The sequence below is a fragment of the Thioalkalivibrio sp. ALE31 genome, from assembly GCF_000377405.1.
Lineage (GTDB): Bacteria > Pseudomonadota > Gammaproteobacteria > Ectothiorhodospirales > Ectothiorhodospiraceae > Thioalkalivibrio.
In genome coordinates, this window is record NZ_KB905031.1 from 16,371 (window position 1) to 42,065 (window position 25,695).

A 25,695-nucleotide genomic window follows, 5' to 3' on the forward strand; every position below is an offset into this window, starting at 1 on the left:
ACGGCATGGCAAATCTCGAACTGATCCTGGTGCTGGCAACCGCCGTGACCGGCCTGATCTGGCTGGGCTGGGTGATCCTGCGGCGGCGTCGCAGCCCGGAGCGCCAGCGGGCGATGCCCTGGTTCGTGGACTACTCGCGTTCGTTCTTCCCGGTGCTGCTGATCGTGCTGATCCTGCGCTCGTTCGTGGCCGAGCCCTTCCGCATCCCCTCCGGGTCGATGATGCCCACCCTGCTGGTGGGCGACTTCATCATGGTCAGCAAGTTCTCCTACGGGATCCGCCTGCCGGTCACCCGCACCAAGATCCTCGATACCGGCGAGCCGGAGCGTGGCGAGGTCGTGGTGTTCAAGTATCCCCGCAACCCGCAAGAGGACTACATCAAGCGGGTCATCGGTCTGCCGGGCGATACCATCGCGTTCCGCGATCGTGTGCTGTACGTGAATGGCGAGCCGCAGCCGGCCGAGCGGGTTGGAACCTTCGAGGGCGAGGGCTCCGGGCAGGTCATGTCGGGCGCGTCGATGTTCGAGGAGACCCTGGATGGGCGCACCTACAACACCCTGATGCGCGAGCAGCAGGCGAGCCTCGACGGTTCGGTCACGGTCCCCGACGGTCACTACTTCATGGTCGGTGACAACCGCGACAACTCCAACGACAGCCGGGTCTGGGGGTTCGTCGCCGAGGAACACCTGGTGGGCCGGGCGCTCTTCATCTGGCTGCATTGGGATTACAATGAAGGCCATCGGGACTTTTCCCGGATCGGCCAGGCGATTCGCTAGGCCGTATTCCGCGGGAGCAGGCAACCAGGGGGCAGGGTATTCATGCGACATTCCAGACACTCGATGCAGGGCGCGGGCGCGGTGACGATTCTTGCGCTGATCTTCCTCGCGCTGCTGGTCGGCACCTTCGTGATCAAGATGGGTACGCAGTACACCCAGTTCCTCACCGTGCGCTCGATCATGCAGGATGTGGCCACCCAGACCGGCGCCGCCGACAAGAGCGAGCGCGAGCTGTGGCGCGAGATCAATCGCCGGTTCCAGATCAATTCGGTATACGACGGGATCGGCGAGGACAACTTCAGCGTGACCGAGCACGGGGAGGGCCGCCGCCTGAACCTGGAATACGAGGTGCGCCGCGAATTCCTCGGCAACGTGGACGTGGTGGCACGCTTCTCGAACAGCGAGACACTCGCCCCTTGAGGAGGGCGGCGTCGATCCGTTGCATGCCTCCAGGGGTGTTTTCGTGAGTCGTGACTTTCGCAGCCTGCTGCCGCCGGCCGTGCGCGATGGCGAGGGTGTGGGCCAGGCGCTGACCCACCGCAGTGCCGGCGGGCGCAACAACGAGCGTCTCGAATTCCTCGGGGATGCCGTGCTGGGCCTGGTGATCGCCGACGCCCTGTACGAGCAGCTCCCGGACGCCCCGGAGGGCGACCTGACCCGCCTGCGTGCCGCGCTGGTCAATCGCGAGTCGCTGGCCGCGCTGGCGCGCGAGACGGGACTGGAGGGCACGCTGAACCTGGGCCAGGGCGAGCGCAAGAGTGGTGGTCAGCGCCGCGACTCCATCCTCGCGGATGCCGTGGAGGCCCTGATCGGGGTGACCTATCGCGAGGCCGGCATGCAGGCCGCGCGCGAGTTCACCCTGGCGCTGTACGCCGAGCGCCTGCAGGATCTGCCGTCGGCCGAGTCGCTGAAGGACCCGAAAACCCGCCTTCAGGAACAGCTGCAGGGCCGCAATGCGGAGCTTCCGGTCTACGAGGTGCTGGAGGTGGCCGGCCCCGATCACAAGCGCCAGTTCACCGTGGCGGTGCACCTGCCCACCCAGGGCTGGGGGCAGCGCGGCCAGGGCTCCTCGCGGCGCCGCGCCGAGCAGGCCGCGGCCGAGGCCGCCCTGAAGCGCCTGCAACAGGTACAGGAACAATGAGCGAAACCGATGACCGCCCCGCGGGCGAATCCACGCGCTGTGGTCTGATCGCGCTGATTGGTCGGCCCAACGTGGGCAAGACCACGCTGATGAACCGTCTGGTCGGCGAGAAGCTGGCGGCGACGACCCGGCGGCCCCACACCACGCGCAACCGCATCCTCGGAATCGTGACCGAGGGGCAGGACCAGATTGTGCTGATGGATACGCCCGGCATCGACACCGAGCGCACCCAGCTCGTGAACCGCGTCCTCAACCGCACGGCCAGCCAGGCGCTGGCGGATGCCGACCTCGTCTGCTTCATCGTCGAGGCCGGCCAGTTCCGCCCGGGCGACGAGCGCATCGAAGAGACTATCCGGCATTCCGGGCGCCCGGCGCTGCTGGTGATCAACAAGGTCGACCAGTTCCGCGCGAAGGAGGAGCTGCTGCCGTTCATTCAGGCCCGGGCCGCGAGTTTCGACTATGCCGGCGTGGTGCCGCTGTCGGCGAAGACCGGCTCCAATCTGGAGGGCCTGATCGCGGAGATCCGGACGCACCTCCCGCAGGGCCCGTTCCTGTACGACCCCGATCAGCTCTCGGATCGTCCTCAGCGTTTTCGCGCCGAGGAGATGATCCGCGAATCCATGCTCGAGCACCTGGGGCAGGAGGTTCCGTACTCGGTGGCGGTGCGCGTGGAGGACTGGTCGGACGAGCCGCGCACGACACACATCGACGCGGTCATCCTGGTCGAGCGCGACAGCCAGAAGGGAATCGTGATCGGCAAGGGTGGCCAGCGCCTCAAGCGGATCGGCCAGGCGGCCCGCGTCCAGCTGGAAGAACTGCTGGAGCGCAAGGTCATGCTGCGTCTGACCGTGCGGGTGGAGGCCGACTGGACCCGCAACCCGCGGGCCCTGCGCGAACTCGGCATCGAAGAACCCCGATGAGGGCCCCGCGACGGGCATGAGTGGCGCGGGGTCGGCGGTCACCCAGGGGGTCGTGCTGCACGCCCGCCCGCTGCGCGAGAACAGCCGCGTGCTGGATCTGCTGACCGCCGGGAGCGGCCGCCTGTCGGCGGTGGTGCGCGGCAAGGCCGGGTCTGTCCAGCCGTTCGTGCTGCTGGATCTGGCCTGGCGCGGGCGCGGCGAGTTGCCCACCCTCAGCGTCGCCGAGCAGCAGCGGGTCTTCCCGCTGACCGGACGGTCCCTGGTCTGCGGGCTGTACCTGAACGAGCTGATCCTGCGCCTGTACCCGCGCGAGGCCCCGATCCCGGAGGCCCTGCCCGCGCTGCTGTCCGCCTACGCCCGGCTGGCCGCGGGCGAACGCGCCGATACCGCCCTGCGTCGTGCCGAATGGGCCCTGCTTGCCCCGCTGGACTCCGGGCTGGAGCATGTCGAGCCGGCCGAGCTGGACCCGGATGGCTGGTATCGCTACGACCCGGAGGCCGGACTGGAGCCCGTGGCCGCCGGACGGGGCGAGGCGATCCCCGGTTCGGCGCTGCGGGCGCTGGCCACCGGGGAGGACGTGCCGGATAATCATGCCCGCGTCAGTCGCGACTTCATGCGCCGGCTGATCGACATCCACCTGGCCGGTCGGCCCCTGCGCACCCGGGGTCTGCTGTAGGCTTCGGGACCGCATCCAACCAAGGGCACCGCCTCATGTCGCATCCTGCTCCGCTCAAGCTCGGGGTCAATCTCGATCACATCGCCACCATTCGCCAGGCGCGGCATACGCCGTATCCGGACCTGATGCAGGCGGTGCGCCTGGCCGAGGCCAGCGGCGCGGACTCCATCACCCTGCACCTGCGCGAGGACCGCCGCCATATCCAGGACGACGATGTCTTCGGGATCAAGCCCCGGCTCAAGGTCCCGATGAACCTGGAGATGGCGGCCACCGAGGGCATGCAGGCGATTGCCCTGAGGCTGCGCCCGGAGGCGTGCTGCATCGTGCCGGAGAAGCGCGAGGAGCTGACTACCGAGGGTGGGCTGGATGCCGTGGGGCAGCTGGAGCGCCTGCGCGAGTTTGTCGCGCCCCTGACCGCCGCGGGGATCGAGGTCTCGCTGTTCGTGGAGCCGGATGCGCGCCAGCTGGAGGCGGCGGTGGCCATTGGCGCGCCGGTGGTGGAGCTGCACACCGGTGCCTATGCCAACGCCCGCGACGCGGTCGAACGCGAACGGCTGCTCGCCGGCATCAACGAGGCTGCCGCCGCCGGCCGGGAGATGGGGCTGGTGATCAACGCCGGCCACGGGCTGGACTACGACAACGTGCGCCCGATCGCGGCCAACCCGGTTTTCCACGAGCTCAATATCGGGCATTCGATCGTCGCGCGGGCCCTGTTTACGGGCCTGCCCGAGGCGGTCAGCCACATGCGCGGGCTGATGGATGCTGCCCGCCAGGGGCTGCCGGCCGGGCAGTACCCGGTCTGAGCGCGATGATCCTCGGGATCGGGACCGATCTGGTGCAGGTCGCGCGCATGCGCGGCATGTGGGAGCGCCACGGCCGCCGCCTCGCCGAGCGCATCCTGCATCCGCTGGAGCAGGCCGATCTGCCATCCCATGAACCGGCCGGGTTTCTGGCCCGGCGCTTTGCCGCCAAGGAGGCGCTGGCCAAGGCGCTGGGCTGCGGGGTCGGGGCCGACATGGCGCTGTCGGAGGCGGGGGTGACCCATGACGCTCGCGGGCGCCCCGAATTCGTGCTGGCCGGGCGGGCCCGGGCCACGGCAGACCGCCTCGGTGTGCGCGCGATCCATCTCAGCATCAGCGACGAACGCGAATACGCCCAGGCCTTCGTGGTCCTCGAAGGTGGCGAGTAACCCGCCTTTCCCTCCGGGCGAGGTTGCCCGGGTTGGGGCGGCTCCCTAGAATGTGGCTCCTTATGCCTGCCGGTGTCCGCGGATGCCGTGGCAGGCCAGCCCTGAGCGAGCGACGGAGTCCAGTCAATGCCCTGGAACGAACCGGGAAACAACAACCGCGACCCCTGGAGTGGGGGTGGTGGCGGCCAGCGCGGTAGCGGTGGCGGTGGCGGGGGTGGCAATCAGCCCCCCGACCTCGAGGAGATGATGCGCAAGCTGTCGCGTCAGCTGAATGGTATCTTCGGCGGGGGCGGCAGCGGCGGCTCGGGCGGTTCCGGCAGTGGCGGCATGGGCCGGGGTGCCCAGGCCCTGGTCAGCCTCGGCCTGATCATCGCGCTGGTGGTCTGGCTGGCGTCCGGCTTCCACATCATCTCGGAAGGCGAGCGCGGCGTGGTGCTGCGCTTCGGCGAGTTCCAGCAGGTGAAGAACCCGGGGCCGGGCTGGCATCTGCCCTATCCCATCGAGCGCATCGAGATCGAGAACGTCGACAACGTCCGGACGCTCGAGCATCGCGCGCTGATCCTGACCGGCGACGAGAACATCATCGATGTTGATATCGCGGTGCAGTACCGCATCCTCGACCTGGTCGACTATCTCTTCAATGTCCGCAACCCGAACGCCACGGTGAACCGGGTGATGGAGTCGGCGATCCGCGAGCGCATCGGCAAGAACAACCTCGAATTCATTCTCGGCGAGGGGCGTGGCGAGATCGCCTCGTCCTCGCGCGTGGTGATGCAGGAGAATCTGGACGCCTACGGTGCCGGCATCATCGTCACCGCCGTGTCCATGCAGCAGGCGCAGCCGCCGGAACCGGTGCAGGAGTCCTTCGCCGACGCGATCCGCGCCCGCGAGGACGAGGTGCGCTTCCGCAATGAGGCCGAGGCCTACGCCAATGGCGTGATCCCACGGGCCCGTGGTCAGGCCGCCCGCATCATCGAGGAGGCCGAGGGCTATCGCGATCAGGTGATCGCCCGGGCCGAGGGTGATGCCTCGCGCTTTGACCAGTTGCTGGCCGAATACCAGCAGGCCCCGGATGTGACCCGGGATCGTCTCTACCTGGAGGCGGTCGAGGCCGTGCTCGAGGATTCGCGCAAGCTGATGCTGGACGTGGGCAGCAGCAACAACCTGATGATGCTGCCGCTGGATCAGTTGTTCCAGGGCGCCGCGCGCAGCGGGAACAGCTCCGGCGACACACCGACACCGCGGCCGCTGGATACCAGCCGCAGTGTCTTCAACAGTGGCTCGGGTACGAGCAGCCGGCTGGGTGATCGCGACCCGGCCGCCCAGCGTTCGCGGGAGGTGCGCTAATGCTCCGCATAGCCGGTATTGCCGTGGTCGTGCTCGGTATCGTCGTTGCCCTGTCGACCTACACCGTTGACGAACGCGAACGAGTGATCAAGTTTGCCCTGGGGGAGATCCGCGAGGTCGACCCGGCCCCGGGCCTGCACTTCAAGTTCCCGCTGATCCAGAACGTCGAGAAGTTCGACGCACGGATCATGACGCTGAACATCCCGCCGGATCGGTTCCTGACCTCCGAGGCGAAGAACATCATCGTCGATTTCTACGCCAAGTGGCGGATCGACGATGTCGGACAGTTCTACCGCGCCACGCGCGGCGACGAGCGTCTGGCCGAGGAGCGCCTGGCGCAGATCCTGCGCGACGGGATGCGTAACGAGTTCGCCCGCTTCGAACTGCAGGATGTGGTCGCTGGCGAGCGCCTGACGATCATGGGCGCAGTGCGTCAGACGGCACTGGAGACCGCTCAGGAGCTGGGTATCAATCTGGTGGATGTGCGCATCCGCCGCATGGATCTGCCCGACGAGGTATCCGAGTCGGTGTACGAGCGCATGCGGGCCGAGCGTCAGCGCGTGGCCCAGGACTTCCGGGCCCGCGGCCAGGAAGAGGCCGAGCGCATCCGCTCGCGGGCCGACCGCGAACGCACGGTGATCCTGGCGAATGCCTATCGCGACTCCGAGGAGATCCGCGGTGCCGGTGACGCCCGGGCGACGGAGACCCTCGGGCGTTCGTTCGGCGAGGACCAGGACTTCTTCCGCTTCTATCGCAGCCTGATTGCCTACCGCAACAGCATGAGCGGCGAGAACAGCACCTTCATCCTGGAACCGAACTCCGAGTTCTTCCAGTACTTCAATGCCCCCGGGGGCGAACGTCCGGCGCCGCTGCCGCCCCGCTGAGCGGGGCGGAAACCGGGTGGCTGCGGCCGCCCCGAAGGTCGCCGTTTGCAACGGGCCCGGAAGTATCCGGGCCCGACTTTTGCCGGACGGCGGGCCGGGCGTGGTGGATGACAGGACAAGGACAGGGATGACATGACCGATATCAACCGCTGGTTGCTGCCGGACGGCCTGGAGGAGGCCCTGCCGGATGCCGCGCGGCGTCTCGAGGCGCTCCGGCGCCGCGTGCTGGACCAGTTCGACACCTGGGGCTACGACCTCGTGATGCCGCCCCTGGCCGAGTATCTGGAATCCCTCCTGACCGGGGCCGGGCATGCCCTTGATCTGCAGACCTTCAAGCTCACCGATCAGCTCACCGGGCGCATGATGGGTGTGCGCGCGGACCTGACCCCGCAGGTGGCACGTATCGACGCGCATCGCCTGCGGGTGCAGGGGCCGAATCGCCTGTGCTACGTGGGTACCGCCCTGCGTACCCGCGCGGACGAATGGTCCGGCTCGCGCAGTCCCTTGCAGGCGGGTGCCGAGTTGTTTGGCCACGACGGGATCGACAGCGATCTCGAGATCATCCGTCTGATGCTGGCCACCCTGACCGTCTGCGGCGTGGACCGCCCGAGCATGGATCTCGGCCATGTCGGGATCTATCGCGCCCTGGCGCGCGACGCCGGCCTCGACGAGAGCCAGGAGCAGGACTTCTTTGACCAGCTCCAGCGCAAGAGCGTGCCCGAGATCGACGAGACCCTGGCGGCCTGGCAGGCCTCCGGCATGGACCCGGTCGCCTGCGCGCGCCTGCGGGCGCTGGTTGATCTCAACGGGGACGCCACGGTACTGGACGAGGCCCGCCGGGCCCTGGACGGCGCACCGACGGAGGTTCAGACGGCGCTGGATCACCTGCAGGCCGTGGTCGCGCGCCTCGAGGCGGGCGAGCCGGGGCTGGACCTGCACCTGGACCTTGCGGAACTGCGCGGCTACGCCTATCACACGGGGCTGGTGTTCGCCGCTTTCGTCCCGGGTTCCGGACAGGCCATCGCCCGTGGGGGGCGGTATAACGACATTGGGCGGGTATTCGGCCGGGCGCGGGCGGCGACCGGGTTCAGTACCGATCTGCGCGCCTTCGTGCGTCGCGAAGGCGGGGTGGCGGCCCCGGCCCGGGAAAGCGTGCGTGCGCCGGCCAGCGGCGATGCGGCGCTGGAGGCCGCGATCGCGGACCTGCGCGCACGCGGGGTGCGCGTGGTGCGCGAGCTGGATGGCCAGGACAATGAATCACCCGCCGGCGCGCGTCTGGAGCAGCGCGACGGCGAATGGACGGTAGTGGAGCATTGATGACGATGGGACGTTTTGTAGTCGTGCTGGGCAGCCAGTGGGGGGACGAGGGCAAGGGCAAGATCGTCGATCGTCTGACCGAGGATGCGGCCGCGGTGGTTCGGTTCCAGGGCGGGCACAATGCCGGCCATACCCTGGTGATCGGCGGCGAGAAGACCGTTCTGCACCTGATTCCGTCCGGCATTCTGCGCGAAGGCGTGGAATGCATGATCGGCAACGGGGTGGTGCTCTCGCCCGAGGCCCTGATCACGGAGATGGAGGAGCTGGAGGCCAAGGGGGTGCCGGTCGCCGACCGCCTGCGTCTGTCGGATGCCTGCCAGCTGATCCTGCCCTACCACGTGGCACTGGACCATGCGCGCGAGAAGGCACGCGGCAAGGCGGCCATCGGGACGACCGGGCGCGGCATCGGGCCGGCCTACGAGGACAAGGTGGCGCGTCGCGGCCTGCGTCTGGACGACCTGTTCCACCGCGAACGCCTGGCGGCCAAGCTGGGCGAGGTGATGGACTATCACAACTTTGCGCTGAAGCACTACTTCAAGGCGCCGACCGTCGATCAGCAGGAAGTGCTGGAGCAGTGCCTGGCGCACGCCGAACGACTGCAGCCGATGGTCACGGACGTGGCCGGGCGGCTGCACGCGCTGCGCGAGCAGGGCAAGGACGTGATGTTCGAGGGCGCCCAGGGCACGCTGCTGGACATCGACCACGGCACGTATCCGTTTGTGACCTCGTCGAACACCACCGCGGGGGGCGCCTCCACCGGCTCCGGGGTGGGCCCGCGGGACATCGACTACGTGCTGGGGATTACCAAGGCCTATACCACGCGCGTGGGGGCGGGGCCGTTCCCCACCGAGCTGTTCGACAACATGGGCGAGCACCTTGCGCGCCAGGGCAACGAATTCGGCTCGACCACCGGGCGTGCGCGGCGCTGCGGCTGGTTTGACGCGGTCGCGCTGAAGCGGGCGGTCCAGGTGAACACGATCAGCGGCCTGTGCATGACCAAGCTGGATGTGCTGGACGGGCTGGAGAGTGTGCAGATCTGTGTCGGCTATGACTGTGGTGGCGAGCGCCGCGAGGTGCCGCCCTCCGGGGCCGAGGCCTATGCGGCCTGCACCCCGATCTACGAAGAGATGCCGGGCTGGGCGGAGTCCACGGTCGGGATCCGCGAGTACGCGAAGCTGCCGGCGAATGCGCGCGCCTATCTGGAGCGGCTGAGCGAGGTCGTCGGGGTCCCGGTGGATATGGTCTCCACCGGCCCGGATCGCGACGAAACCCTGGTGCTGCGCGACCCGTTCGACAGCTGATATCCCGCCCGGACGGTCGGGGCGTCAGCAAGCGCGGGCTTCGGTGATGCCCCGGCCCGGGGGTCCGGTGCCTGTGCACGCGGGTGCGCATGACGCGTGTGTATGAAGCGGCGTCGAGGTTTGCCTATGTGGCATGCGAATGGCCCGGGTGAATGCTCCACGGGCCGCGCCCGCGAAGGCAGCGCCCACGAAAAAATCCACGCCATCCATGTGGATGCCGCGCGTTACGGGGTGGTTCAGGGAGTGTGTTGAAGCAGAAAAATGGTGCCGAGGAGAGGACTTGAACCTCCACGGGGTTACCCCCACTAGCACCTGAAGCTAGCGCGTCTACCAATTCCGCCACCTCGGCACGAGGGACGACACAGCGGTGAAAACCGAGTGTCCTGCGCTTCAGGAGCGCGCAATATAGTGCGCGCCCGCGAGGCTGTCAACGCCCCGGGGGCCGAAATTCGCCGTCCGGGACGGGCGCCGGCGGGCCGGCGCGAAGCCGCGCTGCGCAACAAAATTCTGCATGCCTCATAATGGGCGCTTCGGGAAGCGCCGATTCATGTACCCGCTGGTGTTGCGGTCCGCTGGTATCGCTCCGCTACACTGCACTCACCGCGCCTTGATCGCACGCTGGAAAGCGGCTCGAGCGGGAGCGGGCACCTGAATCAGCGTTTCCCTTGCGCGCCCGGCCGGTTCCCGGCGAAGGGCTGCCCATTGCAACATCCACAGAGTTCACTGAATGCCAAGACAACGTCGCAAGACCCCCGCCGATCCCAACTTCGAGCGCGAGGCGCAGAAGTACGACAACCCCATCCCCAGCCGCGAGTTCATCCTCGGGCTCCTGCAGGAAGCCGACAACCCGCTGTCCTACGACGAGATCGCGGAGCGGCTGCAGATCGACGATGACGATCGTCTCGAGGCCCTGCGCCGCCGCCTGAAGGCGATGGAGCGCGACGGCCAGGCCCTTTGCAATCGCCGAGGGGCCTATCTGCCGGTCAACCAGGAAGATCTGATCCGCGGCCGTGTGATCGGGCATCCGGACGGCTTCGGCTTCCTGGTGCCGGACGAGCAGGACGACGATCTGTTCCTGTCGCCCAAGCAGATGCGCGGCGTATTCCATGGCGACCGGGCGCTGGCCCGGGTCATGGGCGTGGATCGCCGCGGCCGCCGTGAAGGCGGGATCGTGGAGGTCCTCGAGCGCAACACCACCCAGGTGGTCGGGCGCCTGAAGATCGAGGACGGGGTCGGTGTCCTGACCCCGGACAACAAGCGGATTACCCACGACATCCTGGTGCCGCCGGACGGCCTGGGCGAGGCGCAGGACGACCAGATCGTGGTGGTGCGTATCCGCGAATCCGCCTCGCGCACCGCGCGCCTGAAGGGCGATGTGCTGGAGGTCCTGGGCGAACACATGGCCCCGGGCATGGAGATCGACATCGCGATCCGTGCCCATGGCCTGCCGCACGAGTGGCCGGACGAGGTCACGGCCGCCGCCGACGCACTGGGTGCCGAGGTCGCCGAGAAGGACAAGAAGGGCCGTCTGGATCTGCGCGAGAAGCCGTTTGTCACCATCGATGGCAGTGATGCCCGCGACTTCGACGACGCCCTGTACTGCGAGCCGGAGGGCAAGGGCTGGCGCCTGTGGGTCGCGATCGCCGACGTGTCCCATTATGTCGAGCGCGATGCGGCCCTGGACCGCGAGGCCCGCACCCGCGGCACCTCGGTGTACTTCCCCGACAACGTGATCCCGATGCTGCCGGAGGCCCTGTCCAACGGCCTGTGCTCGCTGAACCCGAAGGTGGATCGGTTGAGCATGGTCTGCGAGATGGAGATCGGCGCGCGCGGGGCACTGAAGAGCTATCGCTTCCACGAGGGCCTGATCCGCTCGCACGCGCGTCTGATCTACGACGATGTTGCGGCGATGCTCGACGGCGACACGGCCCTGCGCGAGCAGAACGCCCATGTGATGCCGCATCTGGAGACCCTGCACAAGGTCTTCAAGTCCCTGCACGCAGCCCGCAATCGCCGCGGCGCGATCGACTTCGACACCACCGAGACCAAGATCGTCTTCGGCGAGGACCGCAAGATCGAGCAGATCGTCCCGACCGAGCGCAACGATGCCCATCGCCTGGTCGAGGAATGCATGATCATGGCGAACGTCGCGGCGGCGCGGTTCCTGAAGAAGCACAAGGTGCCGGCGCTTTATCGTATCCACGACCAGCCACCGGCGGAGAAGGTCGAGGAGCTGCGCGAGTTCCTGAATGGCGCGGGCCTGAGCCTGGGCGGCGGGGCCGAACCCACACCGGCCGACTACACCGCCGTGCTGAAGGCCGCCCGCCAGCGCTCGGACCAGCAGCTGATCCAGACGGTGCTGCTGCGCTCGCTGAGCCAGGCGGTGTACGCCCCGGAACTGGACGGGCACTTTGGTCTGGCGCTGGACGACTACGCGCACTTTACCTCGCCGATCCGGCGCTATCCCGACCTGCTGGTGCATCGTGGCATTCGTCATGTGCTGCGCAAGGGCAGTGGCAAGGCGTTCCCGTATTCGCACAGCGACATGGAATCGCTGGGCGAGCACTGCTCGATGGCGGAGCGGCGCGCCGACGATGCCACCCGCGATGCCGAGGCCTGGCTGAAGGCCGAGTACATGCAGGACAAGGTCGGGGAGACCTTCACCGGCGTGGTCTCCGGCGTAACCGGGTTCGGCCTGTTCGTCGAGATCAAGGATGTCTACATCGAGGGCCTGGTCCACGTGACCAGCCTGGACAATGACTTCTACCACTTCGACCCGACCCGTCACACCCTGACCGGCGAGCGCGGCGGACGGGTGTTCCGTATTGGGGACGAACTGCAGGTGCAGGTGGCCCGGGTGAGTCTGGATGATCGCAAGATCGACCTCGCGCTGGCCGGGGAACCGGGCAAGCCGAAGCCGACGGACGCGCCACCGAAGAAGCGCAGCCGCCGCAGCAAGCGCCGCAAGGATGCCGAGACCGCCCCGGCCGCCACCCCGGCGGACGAGACCCAGCCGGCCGAAGCTGCGGCGGACCCGGCTCCGGCCGAGCCGCAGGCACCCGCCGCCGACGACGAGGCCCCGGCACCGAAGCAGAAGCGTCGCCGTCGCGGCGGTCGCCGCCGTGGTTCGGCCTCCGGTGACACGACCCCGGACCCGGCCCCCGAGCCGGGGAACGAGGCGGCCCCGGTGTCCGACCCTGACGAGGGTATTCCCGATGCCCCGGAACCCGGCAACGAGGCGGTCCCGCCGCCGCGACCGGAGGCCGACAAGGACGGCAACACCATCGTCGAGTCGGAGCCGCAAGCCCAGGGGGCGGGCAAGAAGCCCGCAGGTTCCGGCCGTCGCCGCAGCCGGCGCCGGCGTCCCTCCTCGTCCTGAGGTAGCGCCCGGTGAGTGCGCAGGGCCATCCATCGCGAGGCGCGGCATCCCCGCGCAAGCGCGCGGCGGGTTCGCCGCCGGTTGTGTCCCGTGGAGGGAGGCGGTGAGCAAGGGTGGCAAGGGTAGCCGCGCGGAGACCTTCGGCGGTATTCATGCGGTGGCGGCGGTACTGGAGCTTGCCCCGGAACGGGTGAAGCGCCTGCAGCTCGCGACCGACCCCGTCGAGCCCGCGCTGGAGCGCCTGCTGCATCGTGCCCGCGCCTGCGGTCTCGCGGTGGAGCGGGTGGGCCGCGAGCGCCTGGATCAGCAGCATCCGGGGTTCCAGCACCAGGGCGTGATCGTGCACTGCACCCCGCGTCCGGTGGTGGATGAAAAGACCCTGATCCAGCGGGTGCGCGATGGTCTGGACCTCGTGCTGATTCTCGACGGGGTGACCGACCCCCACAACCTCGGCGCCTGCCTCCGCACCGCCGATGCGGCGGGGGCCGGCGCGGTGATCATGCCGCGCCACCACAGCGCCGCCCTGACCCCGGCGGCCATCAAGGTGGCCTCGGGCGCGGCCGAAACCGTGCCGGTGGTAACGGTCGGAAATCTCGCGCGGACGCTCGCCTCGCTCAAGCAGGCCGGTATGTGGACCGTCGGCCTCGCGGGCGAGGCCGGGGAAAGCCTCTACGCGCTGGACCTGCGCCCGCCGACCGCGATCGTGATGGGGGCCGAGGGCGAGGGCCTGCGCCGGCTCACCCGGGAGGCCTGCGACCACCTGGCCGCCTTGCCCATGCACGGGACGGTGGAGAGCCTCAACGTCTCCGTGGCCACCGGGGTGACCCTGTTCGAGGCGGTGCGCCAGCGCCAGGCCGGCGCGCCGGACTGAGGGCGTCGGCCGCCTGGCCTGCTCGTCGCTTGTTGTTGTCGCCCGCTTCGGTTATCGTATCGCGCCTTTCTGCCCCGCGGGCGCGCCCGCGGGGTCGAACCCTTGCCTCACCGCGTGGACGGGAGGCTGATACCCGCAAGGAGTTCCCGATGCGTCACTACGAAGTTGTATTCCTGGTCCACCCGGACCAGAGCGAGCAGGTCCCGGCGATGATCGAGCGCTACAAGGGCCTGGTCGAAGGCCACGAAGGCAAGATCCATCGCTTGGAAGACTGGGGCCGCCGTCAGCTGGCCTACCCGATCCAGAAGCTGGTGAAGGCCCACTACGTGCTCATGAACATCGAGGCCTCGGAAGAGGCGATGGAAGAGCTCGCCAGCGCCTTCCGGTTCAACGATGCCGTGCTGCGCCACCTTGCGATGCGCATGGAAGAGGCAGTGACCGAGACCTCCCCGCTGGCCAAGGGCCAGGAAGAGGAAGGCTCCAAGGGCCGTCGCCGCGAGCGTGACGACGAGGGCGGCGAGTCCGCCTCCGATGATTCGGCCGCTGCCGAATAAGTCCCGCCCGTTCGTTGACCGAATTTTTGAAGGAGAGTTGAGATGGCCCGTTTTCCGCGTCGCCGCAAGTACTGCAAGTTCACCGCCGAAGGCATCGATTACATCGATTACAAGGACCTGAACCTGCTCAAGGGTTTTATTACCGAGACCGGCAAGATCGTGCCTAGCCGCGTCACCGGCACCAGCGCGAAGTACCAGCGTCAGCTGGCCACCGCCGTGAAGCGCGCGCGCTTCCTCGCCCTGCTGCCGTACAGCGACAACCACTAAGTCTCGTACCGGTTCGCCGGGGGCCGTCGCCATGCGCGCACTGGCCGAATTCGCGATGAAGAGCCGGGGCCGCGCCGTGGGCGCGGTCTCCGGTTTTGGTGTGGCGGGGCTGTTTCTGCCGCCGGTGGCGCTGCTTGGCAGCGCGCTGGTCGCCCTGGTCGGGCTGCGCATTGGCCTCGGGCAGGCACTGCTGGTGATCGCGCTGTCCGCGCTCGTGCTCGGGGTCGCAATGTTTGCCCTGATGCCCGAGGCCCCGCTGTTCGCGGGGGTGGTGGCCGGGGTGGTGCAATGGGCGCCGGTGGCGCTGCTGGCGGAGCTGCTGCGACGGACCGTCTCGTGGCGCAGCACGCTGCAGGCCGCCGCCGGGGTCGCCGGGTTCGGGGTGCTGGCCGTCCATATGCTCGTCCCGGACCTCGAGTCCACCTGGGCCGAGGCCGGGATGAGACTGCTGGGGCCCCTGGTCGAAGGTAGCGAGACCGGTCCGCAGGAACTCGAGGCGGCGTTGCGCCGCGCCGCCCCGTACCTGACCGGGCTGTTTGCCGGGATCCTGCTGCTGAGCCTCACGCTCTCGGTGCTCCTGGGTCGCTACTGGCAGGCGCTGCTGTACAACCCGGGGGCGTTCGGCGAGGAGTTTCGGGCACTGCAGTTCGGGCGCGCCACAAGCGCTGCCACGCTGCTGCTGGCGGGGATCGGCCATCTGGGTCCGGTGCCGCTGGCGACCGAACTGGCGTTCATCCTCGCGGTGCTGTTCTTCCTGCAGGGGATCGCGCTGATGCACGCGCTGACCTTCCGTCAGGGCATGAGCAGCTTCTGGCTGGTGGGGATGTACGTCCTGCTGGCGCTGGCGATGCCGCAGATGTTCCTGCTGCTCGCCACCATCGGCGTCATCGACGCCTGGGCGGACATCCGCTCGCGGCTGGGCCCCGGCTCCGCATCGGGTGGGCAGGACGGCGACAACAATCCGTGAGACCGGTCCGAGACCGGTGTAGAATGCGTGCCTTCGGGCGCTGATCAAACGTTACAGGAATACAAAGATGGAAGTCATTCTGCTGGAAAAGATCGATAACCTCGGCACCCTGGGTGACCGTGTCAACGTGCGTCCCGGTTTCGCGCGGAACTATCTGCTGCCGCAGGGCAAGGCCACGTTCGCCACCGCCGAGAACATCGCCGAGTTCGAGGCGCGTCGCGCCGAACTGGAGAAGGCCGCCGCCGAGGCCCTCGCCGCCGCCGAGGCGCGCAAGGAAAAGCTGGACGGCACCGTGCTCGAGATCACCGCGAAGGCCGGTGGCGAAGGCAAGCTGTTCGGCTCCATCGGCCCGGCGGACATCGCCGACGCGCTGAGCGCCAAGGGCACCGAAGTCGAGAAGAAGGAAGTGCGCATGCCGGAAGGCCCGCTGCGTACCGCCGGCGAATTCGAGGTCGGGCTGCACCTGCACTCGGACGTGGATGTGGACATTCGCGTCGTTGTGATCGGCGAAGAGTGATCCGTCGGATGTCGGGAGGGTGGCCCCACCGGGTCGCTGATACCCGGCAGGTGGGCGGGTTCGTCGCATGAACTCGCCCATGACCCCGAATCCGCGGGTCCCCCCGCATTCCGAGGAGGCCGAACAGGCAGTCCTCGGAGGCCTGATGCTGGATAACGCCGCCTGGGACCGGGTGGCGGACCGCATTACCGCAGAAGACTTCTATCGCCACGACCACCGCCTGATCTTCCGGGCGGTGTCCACGCTGGCGGATCGCAATGCCCCGTTCGACATGGTCACCGTGTCGGAGCAGCTGGACCGCACCGCGGAGCTGGAATCTGCGGGGGGCATGGCCTATCTCGGCCGCCTGGCAGCGGAAACCCCCAGTGCCGCGAACATCGTGGCCTACGCCGATATCGTCCGCGAGCGCTCCATCCTGCGGTCGCTGATCTCGGTGGGCACCGAGATCGCCGATTCGGCCTATACCCCCGAGGGCCGCGACTCCAAGGAATTGCTGGACGTGGCGGAGCAGAAGGTGTTCCGCATCGCCGAGCAGGGCGCGCGCGGGGCCCAGGGCTTTCGCGGGATGAAGCCGCTGCTGACCGCGGCGGTCGACCAGATCGAGTATCTCTACGAAAGCCAGAACCCGATTACCGGGGTTGCCACCGGCTATCAGGATCTGGATGCCCTGACCTCCGGGCTGAACCCGGGCGATCTGGTGATCGTCGCCGGGCGTCCGTCCATGGGCAAGACCTCGTTCGCGATGAACATCGCCGAGTACGTGGCGATGAAGAACTCCGAGCCGGTCGCGATCTTCTCCATGGAGATGCCCGGCGAGCAGCTGGCCATGCGCCTGCTGTCCTCCATGGGCCGGATCAACCAGCAGAAGCTGCGCTCCGGGCGCCTGGAGGACGGCGACTGGCCGCGTCTGACCAGCGCGGTGCAGATGCTCTCCGAGGCGCCCCTGTTCATCGACGACACACCGGCGCTGTCGCCCACCGAACTGCGGGCGCGCACCCGCCGCCTGATGCGCGAACACAAGGGGCTGGGTCTGATCGTCGTCGACTACCTGCAGTTGATGCAGTTTCCCGGCAGTGGCGAGAGCCGGGCCCACGAGATCTCCGAGATCTCGCGCGGTCTGAAGGCCCTGGCGAAGGAACTGAGTGTCCCGATGATCGCGTTGTCGCAGCTCAACCGCTCGCTGGAACAGCGCCCGAACAAGCGCCCGGTGATGTCCGATCTGCGCGAGTCCGGGGCCATCGAGCAGGACGCGGATATCATCGCCTTCGTTTATCGCGACGAGGTCTACAACGACGAGTCGCCGGACAAGGGCACGGCGGAGATCATCATCGCCAAGCAGCGTAACGGCCCCATCGGCACCGTGCGCCTGACCTTCCGCGGGCAGTTCACCCGTTTCGAGAACTATGCCCCCGACGTCTACGGCGAGATCGGCCACGAGGCCTGACCCGGGACGTGAAGCGAGCGGCGACCATCCAGCTCGACCCCGAGGCCCTGCGGCACAATCTGGCCGTGGCGCGACGCCTGGCGCCCGGTGTCCCGATGTGGTCGGTGATCAAGGCCGAGGGCTACGGCCATGGGCTGATATGGGCCGCCGAGGCCCTGGCGGCGGCCAGCGACGGGCTCGCCGTCTCCCAGGTCGGCGAGGCCCGGGCGCTGCGCGCGGCCGGCTTCGACGGTCCGGTGCTGGTCCTGCAGGGTCCGCACGATGCCAGCGACGCACGCGCCTGTGCCGAGTTCGCCCTGCAGCCGGTCCTGCATGACCCGGCTCAGCTCGATCATCTGGATGCCTCTGGCATCCGCCTCCCCGAGGTCTGGGTCAAGCTGAACACCGGCATGAACCGCCTGGGCTTCGAGCCGCGCCAGGCGGGCGAGGTGGCGATGCGCCTCCAGGCCGCCGGGCACGGGCAGCAGGGGCTGCACTGGATGACACACCTGGCCTGCGCCGACACGCCCGGCCACCCGCAGAATACTCACCAACTGGAATGCTTTGCCGGCGCCGTCGGGGCGTGGCCGGGATACCGCAGCGTGGCTAACTCCGCTGCATTGTTCGCCGGCTGGGGCTCGGGCGGTGAGGGGGCCGCGCCCGGCGACTACTGGGCGCGGCCCGGCATCATGCTCTACGGGGCACACCCGGCCTCCGCGCCGGAGGATCGTCCGCCCGAAGGACCTGAGGGCGAGCTGCGCCCGGCGATGACGGTGCAGGCCCCGGTCATCGCGACCCAGCAGCTGGAGCCGGGCAGCCGCGTGGGTTATGGCGCCACCTGGACGGCCGATCGACCGGGTCGCGCCGGGATCGTCGCGATGGGCTATGCCGACGGCTATCCGCGTCATGCCCCGTCGGGCACGCCGGTGCGGGTCGGTGACCGGATCTGCCCGCTGATCGGGCGCGTCTCCATGGACATGCTGGCGGTGGATCTGACCGAGGTGCCTGCCGCGCAGGTTGGCGACCAGGTGACACTGTGGGGCGAGGGGCTCCCGGTGGAGCGGGTCGCGCGCGCGGCTGGCACCATCAGCTACGAGCTGTTGACCCGCGTGGCGGATCGCCTGCAGCCGGCGCACTGAGCCCGGTACACTGTGGCATCCCGCAGCCAAGGATGCCCCGATGACCGATTTCGACCCCGCTGATTACGACCCGCAGACTGTAGCCATCCGGCACGGTTACCAGCGTACGCCCGAGGGCGAGCACTCCGAGGCGATCTTCCCGACCTCCAGCTTCGTATTCGGCTCGGCCGCGGAGGCCGCCGCGCGCTTCGGCGGGGAGTCGCCCGGCAACATCTACTCGCGCTTCACCAACCCGACCGTGCGTACCTTCCAGGACCGCCTGGCCGCGCTGGAGGGGGGCGAGGCCTGTGTGGCCACCGCCTCCGGGATGTCGGCGATCCTCGCGACCATGATGGGCCTGCTGAAGGCCGGCGATCACGTGGTCTGCTCGCGTTCGGTGTTCGGCACGACTACGGTGCTTTTCAACAACTACCTCGGCCGTTTCGGTGTCGAGGTGACCTACGTCGAGCTGTCGAACCTCGAGGCCTGGGAGGCCGCCACCCAGCCGAATACCCGGTTGTATTTCTGCGAGACGCCGTCCAACCCGCTGGGCGAGGTGGTGGACATTGCCGCGCTGGCGGAGATCGCGCATCGGCACGACGCCCTGCTCGCGGTGGACAACTGCTTCTGCACGCCGATCCTGCAGCGCCCGCTGGATCTGGGCGCCGACATCATCATCCACTCGGCGACCAAGTTTCTCGACGGCCAGGGCCGCTGTCTGGGCGGCGCGGTGGTCGGCGACGCCGAGCGCGTCGGCAAGGATGTCTACGGCTTCCTGCGCACCGCCGGGCCGACCCTGTCGCCGTTCAACGCCTGGGTGTTCCTGAAGGGGCTGGAGACCCTGGCCCTGCGCATGCGCGCCCACAGCGAGAACGCCCTGGCCCTGGCGCAGTGGCTGCAGGCCCACCCGCAGGTCACGGCCGTGCATTACCCGGGGCTCGAGTCCCACCCGCAGCACGCAATCGCGAAGCGCCAGCAAAGCGGCTTCGGCGGGGTGCTGAGTTTCGAGGTCGCCGGCGGGCGTGAGGCCGCCTGGTCGGTGATTGACGCCACGAAATTCCTGTCGATCACCGCAAATCTGGGCGATACCAAGACCACCATCACCCATCCGGCCACCACTACCCACGGCCGCGTGGACCCGGACAGGCGCGAGGCCCAGGGCATTACCGAGGCCCTGGTGCGGGTCGCCGTGGGGCTGGAGGCGGTCGCCGACATCCAGCGCGACCTGGCCCGCGGGCTCGACGCGCTCTGACGCGGCTCCCGGGTCGACCGCACGGATATGTCCAGACCCGCATCCGGTGATGTCCATCCGAAGCCGCGCCGGCGTCCGCGCTGGCGCGTACTGCTGACGGTCGTTATTGGCTTCCACCTGCTGGGGTTCCTGTCGTCGCTGGATGCGCTGATGTCCACGCGGACGCCGCAGGGCGCGGTGGCCTGGATCGTGTCGCTCAACACCGTTCCCTATGTGGCCGTGCCGGCCTACTGGGTATTCGGCGCCAGCGAGTTTCGCGGCTACGTGGTCGCGCGCCGTGACGAAGACTCCGCTCTGGCGCGGGCCCTGCAGCCGAAGACAGAGGAGCTGTGGTCCCACCAGTACATCGCGCAAGAGCCGAGCAAGCACCTGGACGGGGTGCAGCGGCTGGCCCGCTGGCCGTTTCTCCACGGCAACGAGGTCGAGCTGCTGGTGGATGGCGAGGCGACCTTCGACAGTATCTTCGAGGGGATCGAGCAGGCCGAGCGCTACCTGCTGGTGCAGTTCTATATCGTGCGCGACGACGCGATCGGGCGCGAACTCAAGCGGCGGCTGGTGGAGCGGGCGCAGGACGGGGTCGAGGTCTATTTTCTCTACGACGAGATCGGCAGCTACCGCCTGCCCGGCAGCTATCTCGACGCCCTGCGCGAGGCGGGGGTGCATGTGCAGCACTTTCACTCGACCCGCGGGCGCGGTAATCGCTTCCAGCTGAACTTCCGCAATCACCGCAAGATCGTGGTGGCCGATGGCGAACAGGGTTGGGTCGGCGGACTGAACGTGGGGGATGAGTACCTCGGGCGGGACCCGAAGATCGGCCCCTGGCGCGATACCCACCTGCGCATCGAGGGGCCGTCCGCCCTGGCCCTGCAGTCGGTGTTCCTGGAGGACTGGCACTGGGCGACCGAAGACATCCCGGAGCTGGAATGGAAGCCGGCGATCATGGCGGACGATGGCGTCCCGGTGCTGATCCTGCCCTCCGGCCCGGCGGACGAATTCGAGACCGCCAGCCTGATGATGCAACAGGTTATCCATGCGGCTGATCGGCGTATCTGGATCGCGAGCCCGTACTTCGTGCCGGACGAGGGCGTGCAGGGCATGCTCAAGCTGGCAGCGCTCAGTGGCGTCGATGTACGTGTGCTGATCCCCGAGGTCACCGACAACCCGTTGACCACGCATGCGGCCTATGCCTTTCTGGGGCCGCTGCTGGATGCCGGCGTGCGTGTCTACCGCTATCAGGAGGGCTTCCTGCACGGCAAGGCCTTCGTGGTGGACGACATGGGCGCGGCGGTGGGGACCGTGAACCTGGACAACCGCTCGTTCCGGCTGAATTTCGAGGTTACCGCGCTGGTGATGGACCCGGCCTTCGCTCGCGAGACCGCGCGCATGTTCGAGGCCGATTTCGCCCGCTCGCGCGAGATGGCCCGGCAGGACGTAGACGACCTGCCGCTGTGGCGACGGGTGGCCGCAAGGGCTGCCTATCTGCTGGCGCCGGTGTTGTAGGGAAACACGGATCAACGTACACGCTCGGGCGGCTTGATCTGTGTCACACCGAATGCCGGAGCGGCTGCTAGACTTGCAGGCAGAATACCTGTTCGAGGCCAGCCCGTGTCGCGAGCCCTGCACCATCTGCTGAACCTGCTGGTTGTCGCCGCCCTGTTGCTGGCGCCGATCGCCGGTGCGGGGATGATGCACGGCGATGCCCCAGGCGGCATGACCGCGGCGGGCCACTGCCCGGGTGGGGGTGCCGGATCGCTTTCGGAAGCCGTGCCGCTGGACCTTTCCCCGGACTTCGTGATCCAGGCCGAGCCTTCGGCCTGCGAGATGCCCTGTGCGGTCTGTGGCGTCTGCGGGGTCTCGGGTTTGCCTGCGCCCGCCGGCACGCCGGTCTCGGCGGCCGCGCCCGTTTTCGTTTCCCTTCCCGTAGCCATGGGCCCCGGTACCCCCGCGGCACCGGATCTGCGCCCACCCCTCTGATTCCTCCCTGGCCGGGGTTCCACCCGGCCCCGGGTGATCGCGCATCACCCACGCTTTGCGCATTACCGCGCTTTGCGTCTTTCACTCTGTCCCGGGGAGGACTACATCATGATGAATGAACAAGGTTTCGGCTGGATGGGCGGTATGGGTCTTGGCGGGGGCCTGATCGGGCTGCTCGTCCTGGTGCTGCTGATCCTCGGCATCGCCGCCCTGATCAAGTACCTGTTCGGCAATCGCTGAGGAGGCGCGCGATGACGACGGAAACGAAGCCAGCGGATGGCCGCGAGGCGGTGGTGATCGTCCCCGGCATGGGGTCGGACCACTGCGCGGGGATCGTGCGCGCGGCGCTGGAGAAGACCCCCGGCGTGGCCTCGGTGGGGACCAATATCGCCCGCCACCGGGTGACCGTGGGATACGACCCCGAGCAGGTGGGCCCGCAGGGGTTGCGGGCCGCGGTCGAGGGGGCTGGCTACGACGTCGCCCAAGTCGAGGGCGAAACGGGCGCCGCCGGTACGGTGCGTCTGGTGGTACCCGGCATGGGGTCGGACCACTGCGCGGGGATCGTGCGGGGTGCGATCGAGAAGCTGGAGGGCATCCAGGCGGTGCGCACCAACATCGGTGATCACCGTGTGACCATAGAACCCGGTCCCGGTGGCCCCGACGCCGAGGCCCTGCGCGCCGCGGTCGAGGGGGCCGGCTATGACGTGGCGGCGTTGGAGACCGAGGAGGCCGGCAGCGAGGCGGACGATGCCGAGATTGACGCGGCCTATCTGAAGCAGGCCTGGCGCCGGCTGTGGATCGCGATGATCCCGACCATCGCGATCATGGTGCTGATGATGCCGCACATGTTCTGGCAGGAGATCCCCGGCTATCTGCTGATCATCGCCGTGCTGGCGTTCCCGGTGGTGTTCATGGCCGGGGGTGCGGCCACCCACCGTTCGTCCTGGCGCGCGCTGAAAAGCGGCAGTCTGAACATGGACGTGCTGATCTCCATGGGCTCGCTGCCGCCCTATCTGCTGGGGCTGATCGGCTTTGTCTACCCGATGACCTCGTTCATCGAGATGGCCGCGACCATCATGGCCTTCCACATGCTCGGGCGCTACCTGGAGTACCGCGCCAAGGGCGAGGCCTCCTCTGCGATCCGCAAGCTGCTGGATCTGGGCGCGAAGTCGGCCCGGGTGGAACGCGACGGCGAAGAGATCGAGGTGCCGGTGAAATCGCTGCAGGTGGGCGAGGTGATGATCGTGCGCCCGGGCGAGAAGATCCCCACCGATGGCGAGGTGGTTGCCGGCGAGAGCACCGTGGACGAATCCATCGCCACCGGCGAGTCGGTGCCGGTGGACAAGGCTGAGGGCGATACCGTGCTCGGTGCGACCCTGAACCAGCAGGGGCGGCTGAAGGTGCGCGCGACCCGTGTGGGGGCCGACACTTTCCTGTCGCAGGTGATCCGTCTGGTGAACGAGGCGCAGGGTTCGCGGGTGCCGGTGCAGGAGCTGGCGGACAGCATCACCGCGCGGTTCGTGCCGGCGGTGCTGGTGATTGCGCTGGCGGCGTTTGCGGCCTGGCTGGCGTTCTCCGGGGCGCTGCAGCCGATCCTGATCTGGGGCGAGGGGTTTCTGCCGTGGGTGGATTCCGAACGTCCCCCGCTGGTACTGGCGATCCTCGCGGCGATCGCCGTGCTGGTCATCGCCTGCCCCTGCGCGCTGGGGCTGGCCACACCCACCGCCCTGATGGTCGGTTCCGGCATGGGGGCCGAACGCGGCGTCCTGATCCGCTCGGGCTCCGCGATCCAGACGCTGAAGGACATCCGCGTGATCGTGCTCGACAAGACCGGGACCCTCACCCGCGGGCAGCCGGCACTGACCGACGTGGTCGCCGCCGAGGGCTTCGATGACGCTCGTGTGCTGCGCGCGGCCGCGGCCGTGGAGGCTGGTTCTGCGCATCCGCTGGCCGAGGCCATTGTGCAGGGTGCGCGCGATCGGGAGCTGGCGGTCGCCGAGGTCGAACAGTTCCAGTCGCACACCGCGCGCGGGGTGGAGGCCCGCCTCGACGGGGAGCGCGTCCTGGTCGGCAGCCAGCGGCTGCTGGAGGAGCAGGGCCTGGATCCGTCCGGCCTGCTGGAATCGCTGCGGCAGTTCGAAGATGCCGGGAAGACCGCGATGCTGGTGGCCATCGGCGATCGACCGGCCGGCATCGTCGCGGTCGCCGACACCCTCAAGGAAGAGTCGCAGAGCGCCATCGAACAGCTGCATGCCCTCGGCATCCGCTGCGTGATGGTCACCGGTGACAACGAGCGCACCGCGAAGGCCGTGGCCGCGCAGGTGGGGATCGACGAGGTCCGAGCCGGCGTGCTGCCGGAGGGCAAGGTCGAGGCGATCCGCGAACTGCAGGCGGAGTACGGCGACCACGTGGCGATGGTGGGCGACGGCATCAACGACGCCCCGGCCCTGCAGCAGGCGAATGTCGGCATCGCGATCGGGGCCGGCGCGGACGTGGCCATCGAGGCCGCCGACGTGACTCTGGTGCGCGGCGAGCTGACCAAGGTCGTCGAGGCCGTACAGCTCTCGCGCCTGACCTTCCGCAAGATCGTGCAGAACCTGTTCTGGGCCTGGGGCTACAACACCGCCGCGATCCCCATCGCCGCGGTCGGCCTGTTGCACCCGATGATCGGCGTGATCGCGATGACCGCCAGCTCGCTCTCGGTCATCGGCAACTCCATCCTGCTGCGCCGCAGCATGCCGACTGGCGAGCGTTGAGCGGGTATCCTGTGCCGCATGCAAGCATCGAACCCGAATCCTGAATCCGCGCCGGAGTCCCCGGTCGTTTATCGCGCGGCCGAGGCCGCGTTGCGCGAGCGGGACCCGGAGACCAAGTGCGAGCGGGCGCTGGAGCTCATACGCGGTTGGTGGGCGGGCGAGCTGGAGGCCGGGAGTGCCCCGGCACCGGAACGCATGGAGGTACCGGGGCGGCCCGAACACCCCGTGCTGGTGCACCCGAAGGATCTTCCTCGGCGCGGGCTGCACACCACGGCCGGGCGGGTGGCGCTGGTGCACGCGGTCGCGCATATCGAGTTCAACGCGATCAATCTGGCGCTGGACGCCGTCTATCGCTTTCGCGACATGCCGGCGCCGTTCGTCAGCGACTGGCTGCAGGTGGCGGCCGAGGAGGCGCGCCATTTCCGGCTGTTGCGTGCGCGGCTCAACGAGCTGGGGGCGGACTACGGCGACCTGCCGGCCCACAACGGGCTGTGGGAGGCCGCACTCGCGACCGACCACGACGTGATGATCCGCATGGCCCTGGTGCCGCGCGTGCTGGAGGCGCGCGGGCTGGACGTGACCCCGGGCATGATCGAGCGCCTGGCAGCAGCGGGCGATCACGCGACCGTGGCGCTTCTCGAGATCATCCAGCGCGAGGAGGTCGCCCACGTGGCGATCGGCACGCGCTGGTTCCGCGAGTTGGCCCACGCGCGCGGGCTCGATGCCGAGCCGCTCTTCCTCGAGCTGCTGGCAGAGTACATGCCGGGCCGCGTACGCCCGCCCTTCGCCCACGCCGCCCGCCGCGCCGCCGGTTTCACCGACTCCGAGATGGCGCAACTGGAGGCCCAGGCCGCCACCGATTCGTCGCCATAGATTCGAGCGGATCGGCTCTGCGCCGTTTTGTGGTCAGGCCTGGCAGTGGCTGGTCTTGGTTCGGCATACGGTGTTTACGGTGCCTTCGGTCCGCATACTGCCTGGCGCTGACTCGCCAGCGCGCCCCGAGTGACTTCTTTGCTCGTGCAAAGAAGTCACCAAGAAACACGCCCGACTGCCGCGACCCCGGCCC

Annotated in this window: 25 protein-coding genes and 1 tRNA gene; 25 read left to right on the forward strand and 1 reads right to left on the reverse strand. The window is 68.6% G+C overall.

Annotation, left to right across the window (positions count from 1 at the left end):
- Positions 1–5 precede the first annotated feature (5 nt).
- From lepB to D103_RS0112945, 11 genes are all read left to right on the forward strand, one after another.
- Positions 6–776 (forward strand): signal peptidase I, encoded by a 771-nt coding sequence (gene lepB / locus D103_RS0112895; protein WP_018877078.1) that lies wholly within the window; start codon positions 6–8, stop codon positions 774–776.
- Positions 777–839: 63 nt separating this feature from the next.
- Complete coding sequence (locus D103_RS0112900) at positions 840–1,196, forward strand: DUF4845 domain-containing protein (protein ID WP_018867225.1); 357 nt, start codon at positions 840–842, stop codon at positions 1,194–1,196.
- A 43-nt stretch (positions 1,197–1,239) separates the two neighbouring features.
- Positions 1,240–1,917 carry a ribonuclease III gene (gene rnc, locus D103_RS0112905; protein ID WP_018867226.1) on the forward strand — a complete coding sequence of 226 codons (678 nt, stop codon included), beginning with the start codon at positions 1,240–1,242 and terminating at the stop codon, positions 1,915–1,917.
- Positions 1,914–2,837, forward strand: coding sequence for a GTPase Era (gene era, locus D103_RS0112910; RefSeq protein ID WP_018877079.1), 924 nt, complete (start codon positions 1,914–1,916; stop codon positions 2,835–2,837). Before rnc ends, era begins: the two co-directional genes overlap by 4 nt.
- Before the next feature lie 16 nt (positions 2,838–2,853).
- Positions 2,854–3,513, forward strand: a complete 660-nt coding sequence (locus tag D103_RS0112915; protein WP_018867228.1) for a DNA repair protein RecO — start codon at positions 2,854–2,856, stop codon at positions 3,511–3,513.
- Positions 3,514–3,548: 35 nt separating this feature from the next.
- The gene (pdxJ, locus tag D103_RS0112920) at positions 3,549–4,316 is read left to right on the forward strand and encodes a pyridoxine 5'-phosphate synthase (RefSeq protein WP_018877080.1); all 768 of its coding nucleotides are present in this window, start codon (positions 3,549–3,551) and stop codon (positions 4,314–4,316) included.
- Between the two features lie 5 nt (positions 4,317–4,321).
- On the forward strand, positions 4,322–4,702 hold the full coding sequence (gene acpS / locus D103_RS0112925; RefSeq protein WP_018867230.1) for a holo-ACP synthase: 381 nt from the start codon (positions 4,322–4,324) through the stop codon (positions 4,700–4,702).
- Positions 4,703–4,828: 126 nt separating this feature from the next.
- A complete protein-coding gene (hflK, locus tag D103_RS0112930; protein ID WP_018877081.1) occupies positions 4,829–6,049 on the forward strand; it encodes an FtsH protease activity modulator HflK in 1,221 nt (406 codons plus the stop codon).
- Positions 6,049–6,933 carry a protease modulator HflC gene (gene hflC, locus D103_RS0112935; RefSeq protein WP_018867232.1) on the forward strand — a complete coding sequence of 295 codons (885 nt, stop codon included), beginning with the start codon at positions 6,049–6,051 and terminating at the stop codon, positions 6,931–6,933. The genes hflK and hflC overlap by 1 nt, the downstream gene beginning before the upstream one ends.
- A gap of 132 nt (positions 6,934–7,065) precedes the next feature.
- Entirely contained in the window at positions 7,066–8,250 is a 1,185-nt protein-coding gene (locus tag D103_RS0112940; RefSeq protein ID WP_018877082.1) for an ATP phosphoribosyltransferase regulatory subunit, read from the forward strand.
- Positions 8,250–9,551: an adenylosuccinate synthase gene (locus tag D103_RS0112945; protein ID WP_018877083.1), complete on the forward strand. Its 1,302-nt coding sequence runs from the start codon at positions 8,250–8,252 to the stop codon at positions 9,549–9,551. Before D103_RS0112940 ends, D103_RS0112945 begins: the two co-directional genes overlap by 1 nt.
- Before the next feature lie 262 nt (positions 9,552–9,813).
- On the opposite strand, the gene D103_RS0112950 is transcribed toward D103_RS0112945, so the two are convergent.
- Positions 9,814–9,900 (reverse strand) — tRNA-Leu (locus tag D103_RS0112950).
- Between the two features lie 378 nt (positions 9,901–10,278).
- On the opposite strand from D103_RS0112950, the gene rnr reads away from it, so the two are divergent.
- The 14 genes from rnr to D103_RS0113020 all read left to right on the forward strand — a co-directional run bounded on the left by rnr (position 10,279) and on the right by D103_RS0113020 (position 25,502).
- Complete coding sequence (rnr, locus tag D103_RS0112955) at positions 10,279–12,930, forward strand: ribonuclease R (RefSeq protein ID WP_018877084.1); 2,652 nt, start codon at positions 10,279–10,281, stop codon at positions 12,928–12,930.
- A 103-nt stretch (positions 12,931–13,033) separates the two neighbouring features.
- Complete coding sequence (gene rlmB, locus D103_RS0112960; RefSeq protein WP_018877085.1) at positions 13,034–13,801, forward strand: 23S rRNA (guanosine(2251)-2'-O)-methyltransferase RlmB; 768 nt, start codon at positions 13,034–13,036, stop codon at positions 13,799–13,801.
- A 149-nt stretch (positions 13,802–13,950) separates the two neighbouring features.
- Positions 13,951–14,355, forward strand: coding sequence for a 30S ribosomal protein S6 (gene rpsF / locus D103_RS0112965; RefSeq protein WP_018867237.1), 405 nt, complete (start codon positions 13,951–13,953; stop codon positions 14,353–14,355).
- A 42-nt stretch (positions 14,356–14,397) separates the two neighbouring features.
- On the forward strand, positions 14,398–14,622 hold the full coding sequence (gene rpsR, locus D103_RS0112970; protein WP_018867238.1) for a 30S ribosomal protein S18: 225 nt from the start codon (positions 14,398–14,400) through the stop codon (positions 14,620–14,622).
- A gap of 31 nt (positions 14,623–14,653) precedes the next feature.
- Positions 14,654–15,589, forward strand: coding sequence for a hypothetical protein (locus tag D103_RS0112975; protein WP_018877086.1), 936 nt, complete (start codon positions 14,654–14,656; stop codon positions 15,587–15,589).
- A gap of 67 nt (positions 15,590–15,656) precedes the next feature.
- Entirely contained in the window at positions 15,657–16,106 is a 450-nt protein-coding gene (gene rplI / locus D103_RS0112980; RefSeq protein WP_018867240.1) for a 50S ribosomal protein L9, read from the forward strand.
- Between the two features lie 79 nt (positions 16,107–16,185).
- A complete protein-coding gene (dnaB, locus tag D103_RS0112985) occupies positions 16,186–17,550 on the forward strand; it encodes a replicative DNA helicase (protein WP_018867241.1) in 1,365 nt (454 codons plus the stop codon).
- 8 nt (positions 17,551–17,558) lie between these two features.
- Complete coding sequence (gene alr / locus D103_RS0112990) at positions 17,559–18,668, forward strand: alanine racemase (RefSeq protein WP_018877087.1); 1,110 nt, start codon at positions 17,559–17,561, stop codon at positions 18,666–18,668.
- 40 nt (positions 18,669–18,708) lie between these two features.
- Complete coding sequence (locus tag D103_RS0112995) at positions 18,709–19,899, forward strand: O-succinylhomoserine sulfhydrylase (protein ID WP_018877088.1); 1,191 nt, start codon at positions 18,709–18,711, stop codon at positions 19,897–19,899.
- A gap of 27 nt (positions 19,900–19,926) precedes the next feature.
- Complete coding sequence (gene cls / locus D103_RS0113000; RefSeq protein ID WP_018877089.1) at positions 19,927–21,399, forward strand: cardiolipin synthase; 1,473 nt, start codon at positions 19,927–19,929, stop codon at positions 21,397–21,399.
- A 105-nt stretch (positions 21,400–21,504) separates the two neighbouring features.
- Complete coding sequence (locus D103_RS0113005) at positions 21,505–21,873, forward strand: hypothetical protein (RefSeq protein ID WP_018877090.1); 369 nt, start codon at positions 21,505–21,507, stop codon at positions 21,871–21,873.
- 108 nt (positions 21,874–21,981) lie between these two features.
- Positions 21,982–22,113 (forward strand): hypothetical protein, encoded by a 132-nt coding sequence (locus D103_RS14330; protein ID WP_017940982.1) that lies wholly within the window; start codon positions 21,982–21,984, stop codon positions 22,111–22,113.
- 11 nt (positions 22,114–22,124) lie between these two features.
- Positions 22,125–24,629: a heavy metal translocating P-type ATPase gene (locus tag D103_RS0113015; RefSeq protein WP_018877091.1), complete on the forward strand. Its 2,505-nt coding sequence runs from the start codon at positions 22,125–22,127 to the stop codon at positions 24,627–24,629.
- Positions 24,630–24,647: 18 nt separating this feature from the next.
- Positions 24,648–25,502: a ferritin-like domain-containing protein gene (locus tag D103_RS0113020; protein WP_038028958.1), complete on the forward strand. Its 855-nt coding sequence runs from the start codon at positions 24,648–24,650 to the stop codon at positions 25,500–25,502.
- Positions 25,503–25,695 lie beyond the last annotated feature (193 nt).

Bases quoted from the DNA above. Each gene is read 5' to 3' on its own strand.
- era (WP_018877079.1), top strand. From the start codon at position 1,914: ATGAGCGAAACCGATGACCGCCCCGCGGGCGAATCCACGCGCTGTGGT.
- hflC (WP_018867232.1), top strand. From the start codon at position 6,049: ATGCTCCGCATAGCCGGTATTGCCGTGGTCGTGCTCGGTATCGTCGTT.
- D103_RS0112915 (WP_018867228.1), top strand. From the start codon at position 2,854: ATGAGTGGCGCGGGGTCGGCGGTCACCCAGGGGGTCGTGCTGCACGCC.
- D103_RS0112900 (WP_018867225.1), top strand. From the start codon at position 840: ATGCAGGGCGCGGGCGCGGTGACGATTCTTGCGCTGATCTTCCTCGCG.
- D103_RS0112945 (WP_018877083.1), top strand. From the start codon at position 8,250: ATGACGATGGGACGTTTTGTAGTCGTGCTGGGCAGCCAGTGGGGGGAC.
- D103_RS0112995 (WP_018877088.1), top strand. From the start codon at position 18,709: ATGACCGATTTCGACCCCGCTGATTACGACCCGCAGACTGTAGCCATC.
- rnr (WP_018877084.1), top strand. From the start codon at position 10,279: ATGCCAAGACAACGTCGCAAGACCCCCGCCGATCCCAACTTCGAGCGC.
- D103_RS0113020 (WP_038028958.1), top strand. From the start codon at position 24,648: ATGCAAGCATCGAACCCGAATCCTGAATCCGCGCCGGAGTCCCCGGTC.
- dnaB (WP_018867241.1), top strand. From the start codon at position 16,186: ATGACCCCGAATCCGCGGGTCCCCCCGCATTCCGAGGAGGCCGAACAG.
- acpS (WP_018867230.1), top strand. From the start codon at position 4,322: ATGATCCTCGGGATCGGGACCGATCTGGTGCAGGTCGCGCGCATGCGC.
- hflK (WP_018877081.1), top strand. From the start codon at position 4,829: ATGCCCTGGAACGAACCGGGAAACAACAACCGCGACCCCTGGAGTGGG.
- rplI (WP_018867240.1), top strand. From the start codon at position 15,657: ATGGAAGTCATTCTGCTGGAAAAGATCGATAACCTCGGCACCCTGGGT.
- D103_RS14330 (WP_017940982.1), top strand. From the start codon at position 21,982: ATGATGAATGAACAAGGTTTCGGCTGGATGGGCGGTATGGGTCTTGGC.
- rpsF (WP_018867237.1), top strand. From the start codon at position 13,951: ATGCGTCACTACGAAGTTGTATTCCTGGTCCACCCGGACCAGAGCGAG.
- D103_RS0113015 (WP_018877091.1), top strand. From the start codon at position 22,125: ATGACGACGGAAACGAAGCCAGCGGATGGCCGCGAGGCGGTGGTGATC.
- D103_RS0112940 (WP_018877082.1), top strand. From the start codon at position 7,066: ATGACCGATATCAACCGCTGGTTGCTGCCGGACGGCCTGGAGGAGGCC.
- cls (WP_018877089.1), top strand. From the start codon at position 19,927: ATGTCCAGACCCGCATCCGGTGATGTCCATCCGAAGCCGCGCCGGCGT.
- lepB (WP_018877078.1), top strand. From the start codon at position 6: ATGGCAAATCTCGAACTGATCCTGGTGCTGGCAACCGCCGTGACCGGC.
- pdxJ (WP_018877080.1), top strand. From the start codon at position 3,549: ATGTCGCATCCTGCTCCGCTCAAGCTCGGGGTCAATCTCGATCACATC.
- D103_RS0112975 (WP_018877086.1), top strand. From the start codon at position 14,654: ATGCGCGCACTGGCCGAATTCGCGATGAAGAGCCGGGGCCGCGCCGTG.
- rpsR (WP_018867238.1), top strand. From the start codon at position 14,398: ATGGCCCGTTTTCCGCGTCGCCGCAAGTACTGCAAGTTCACCGCCGAA.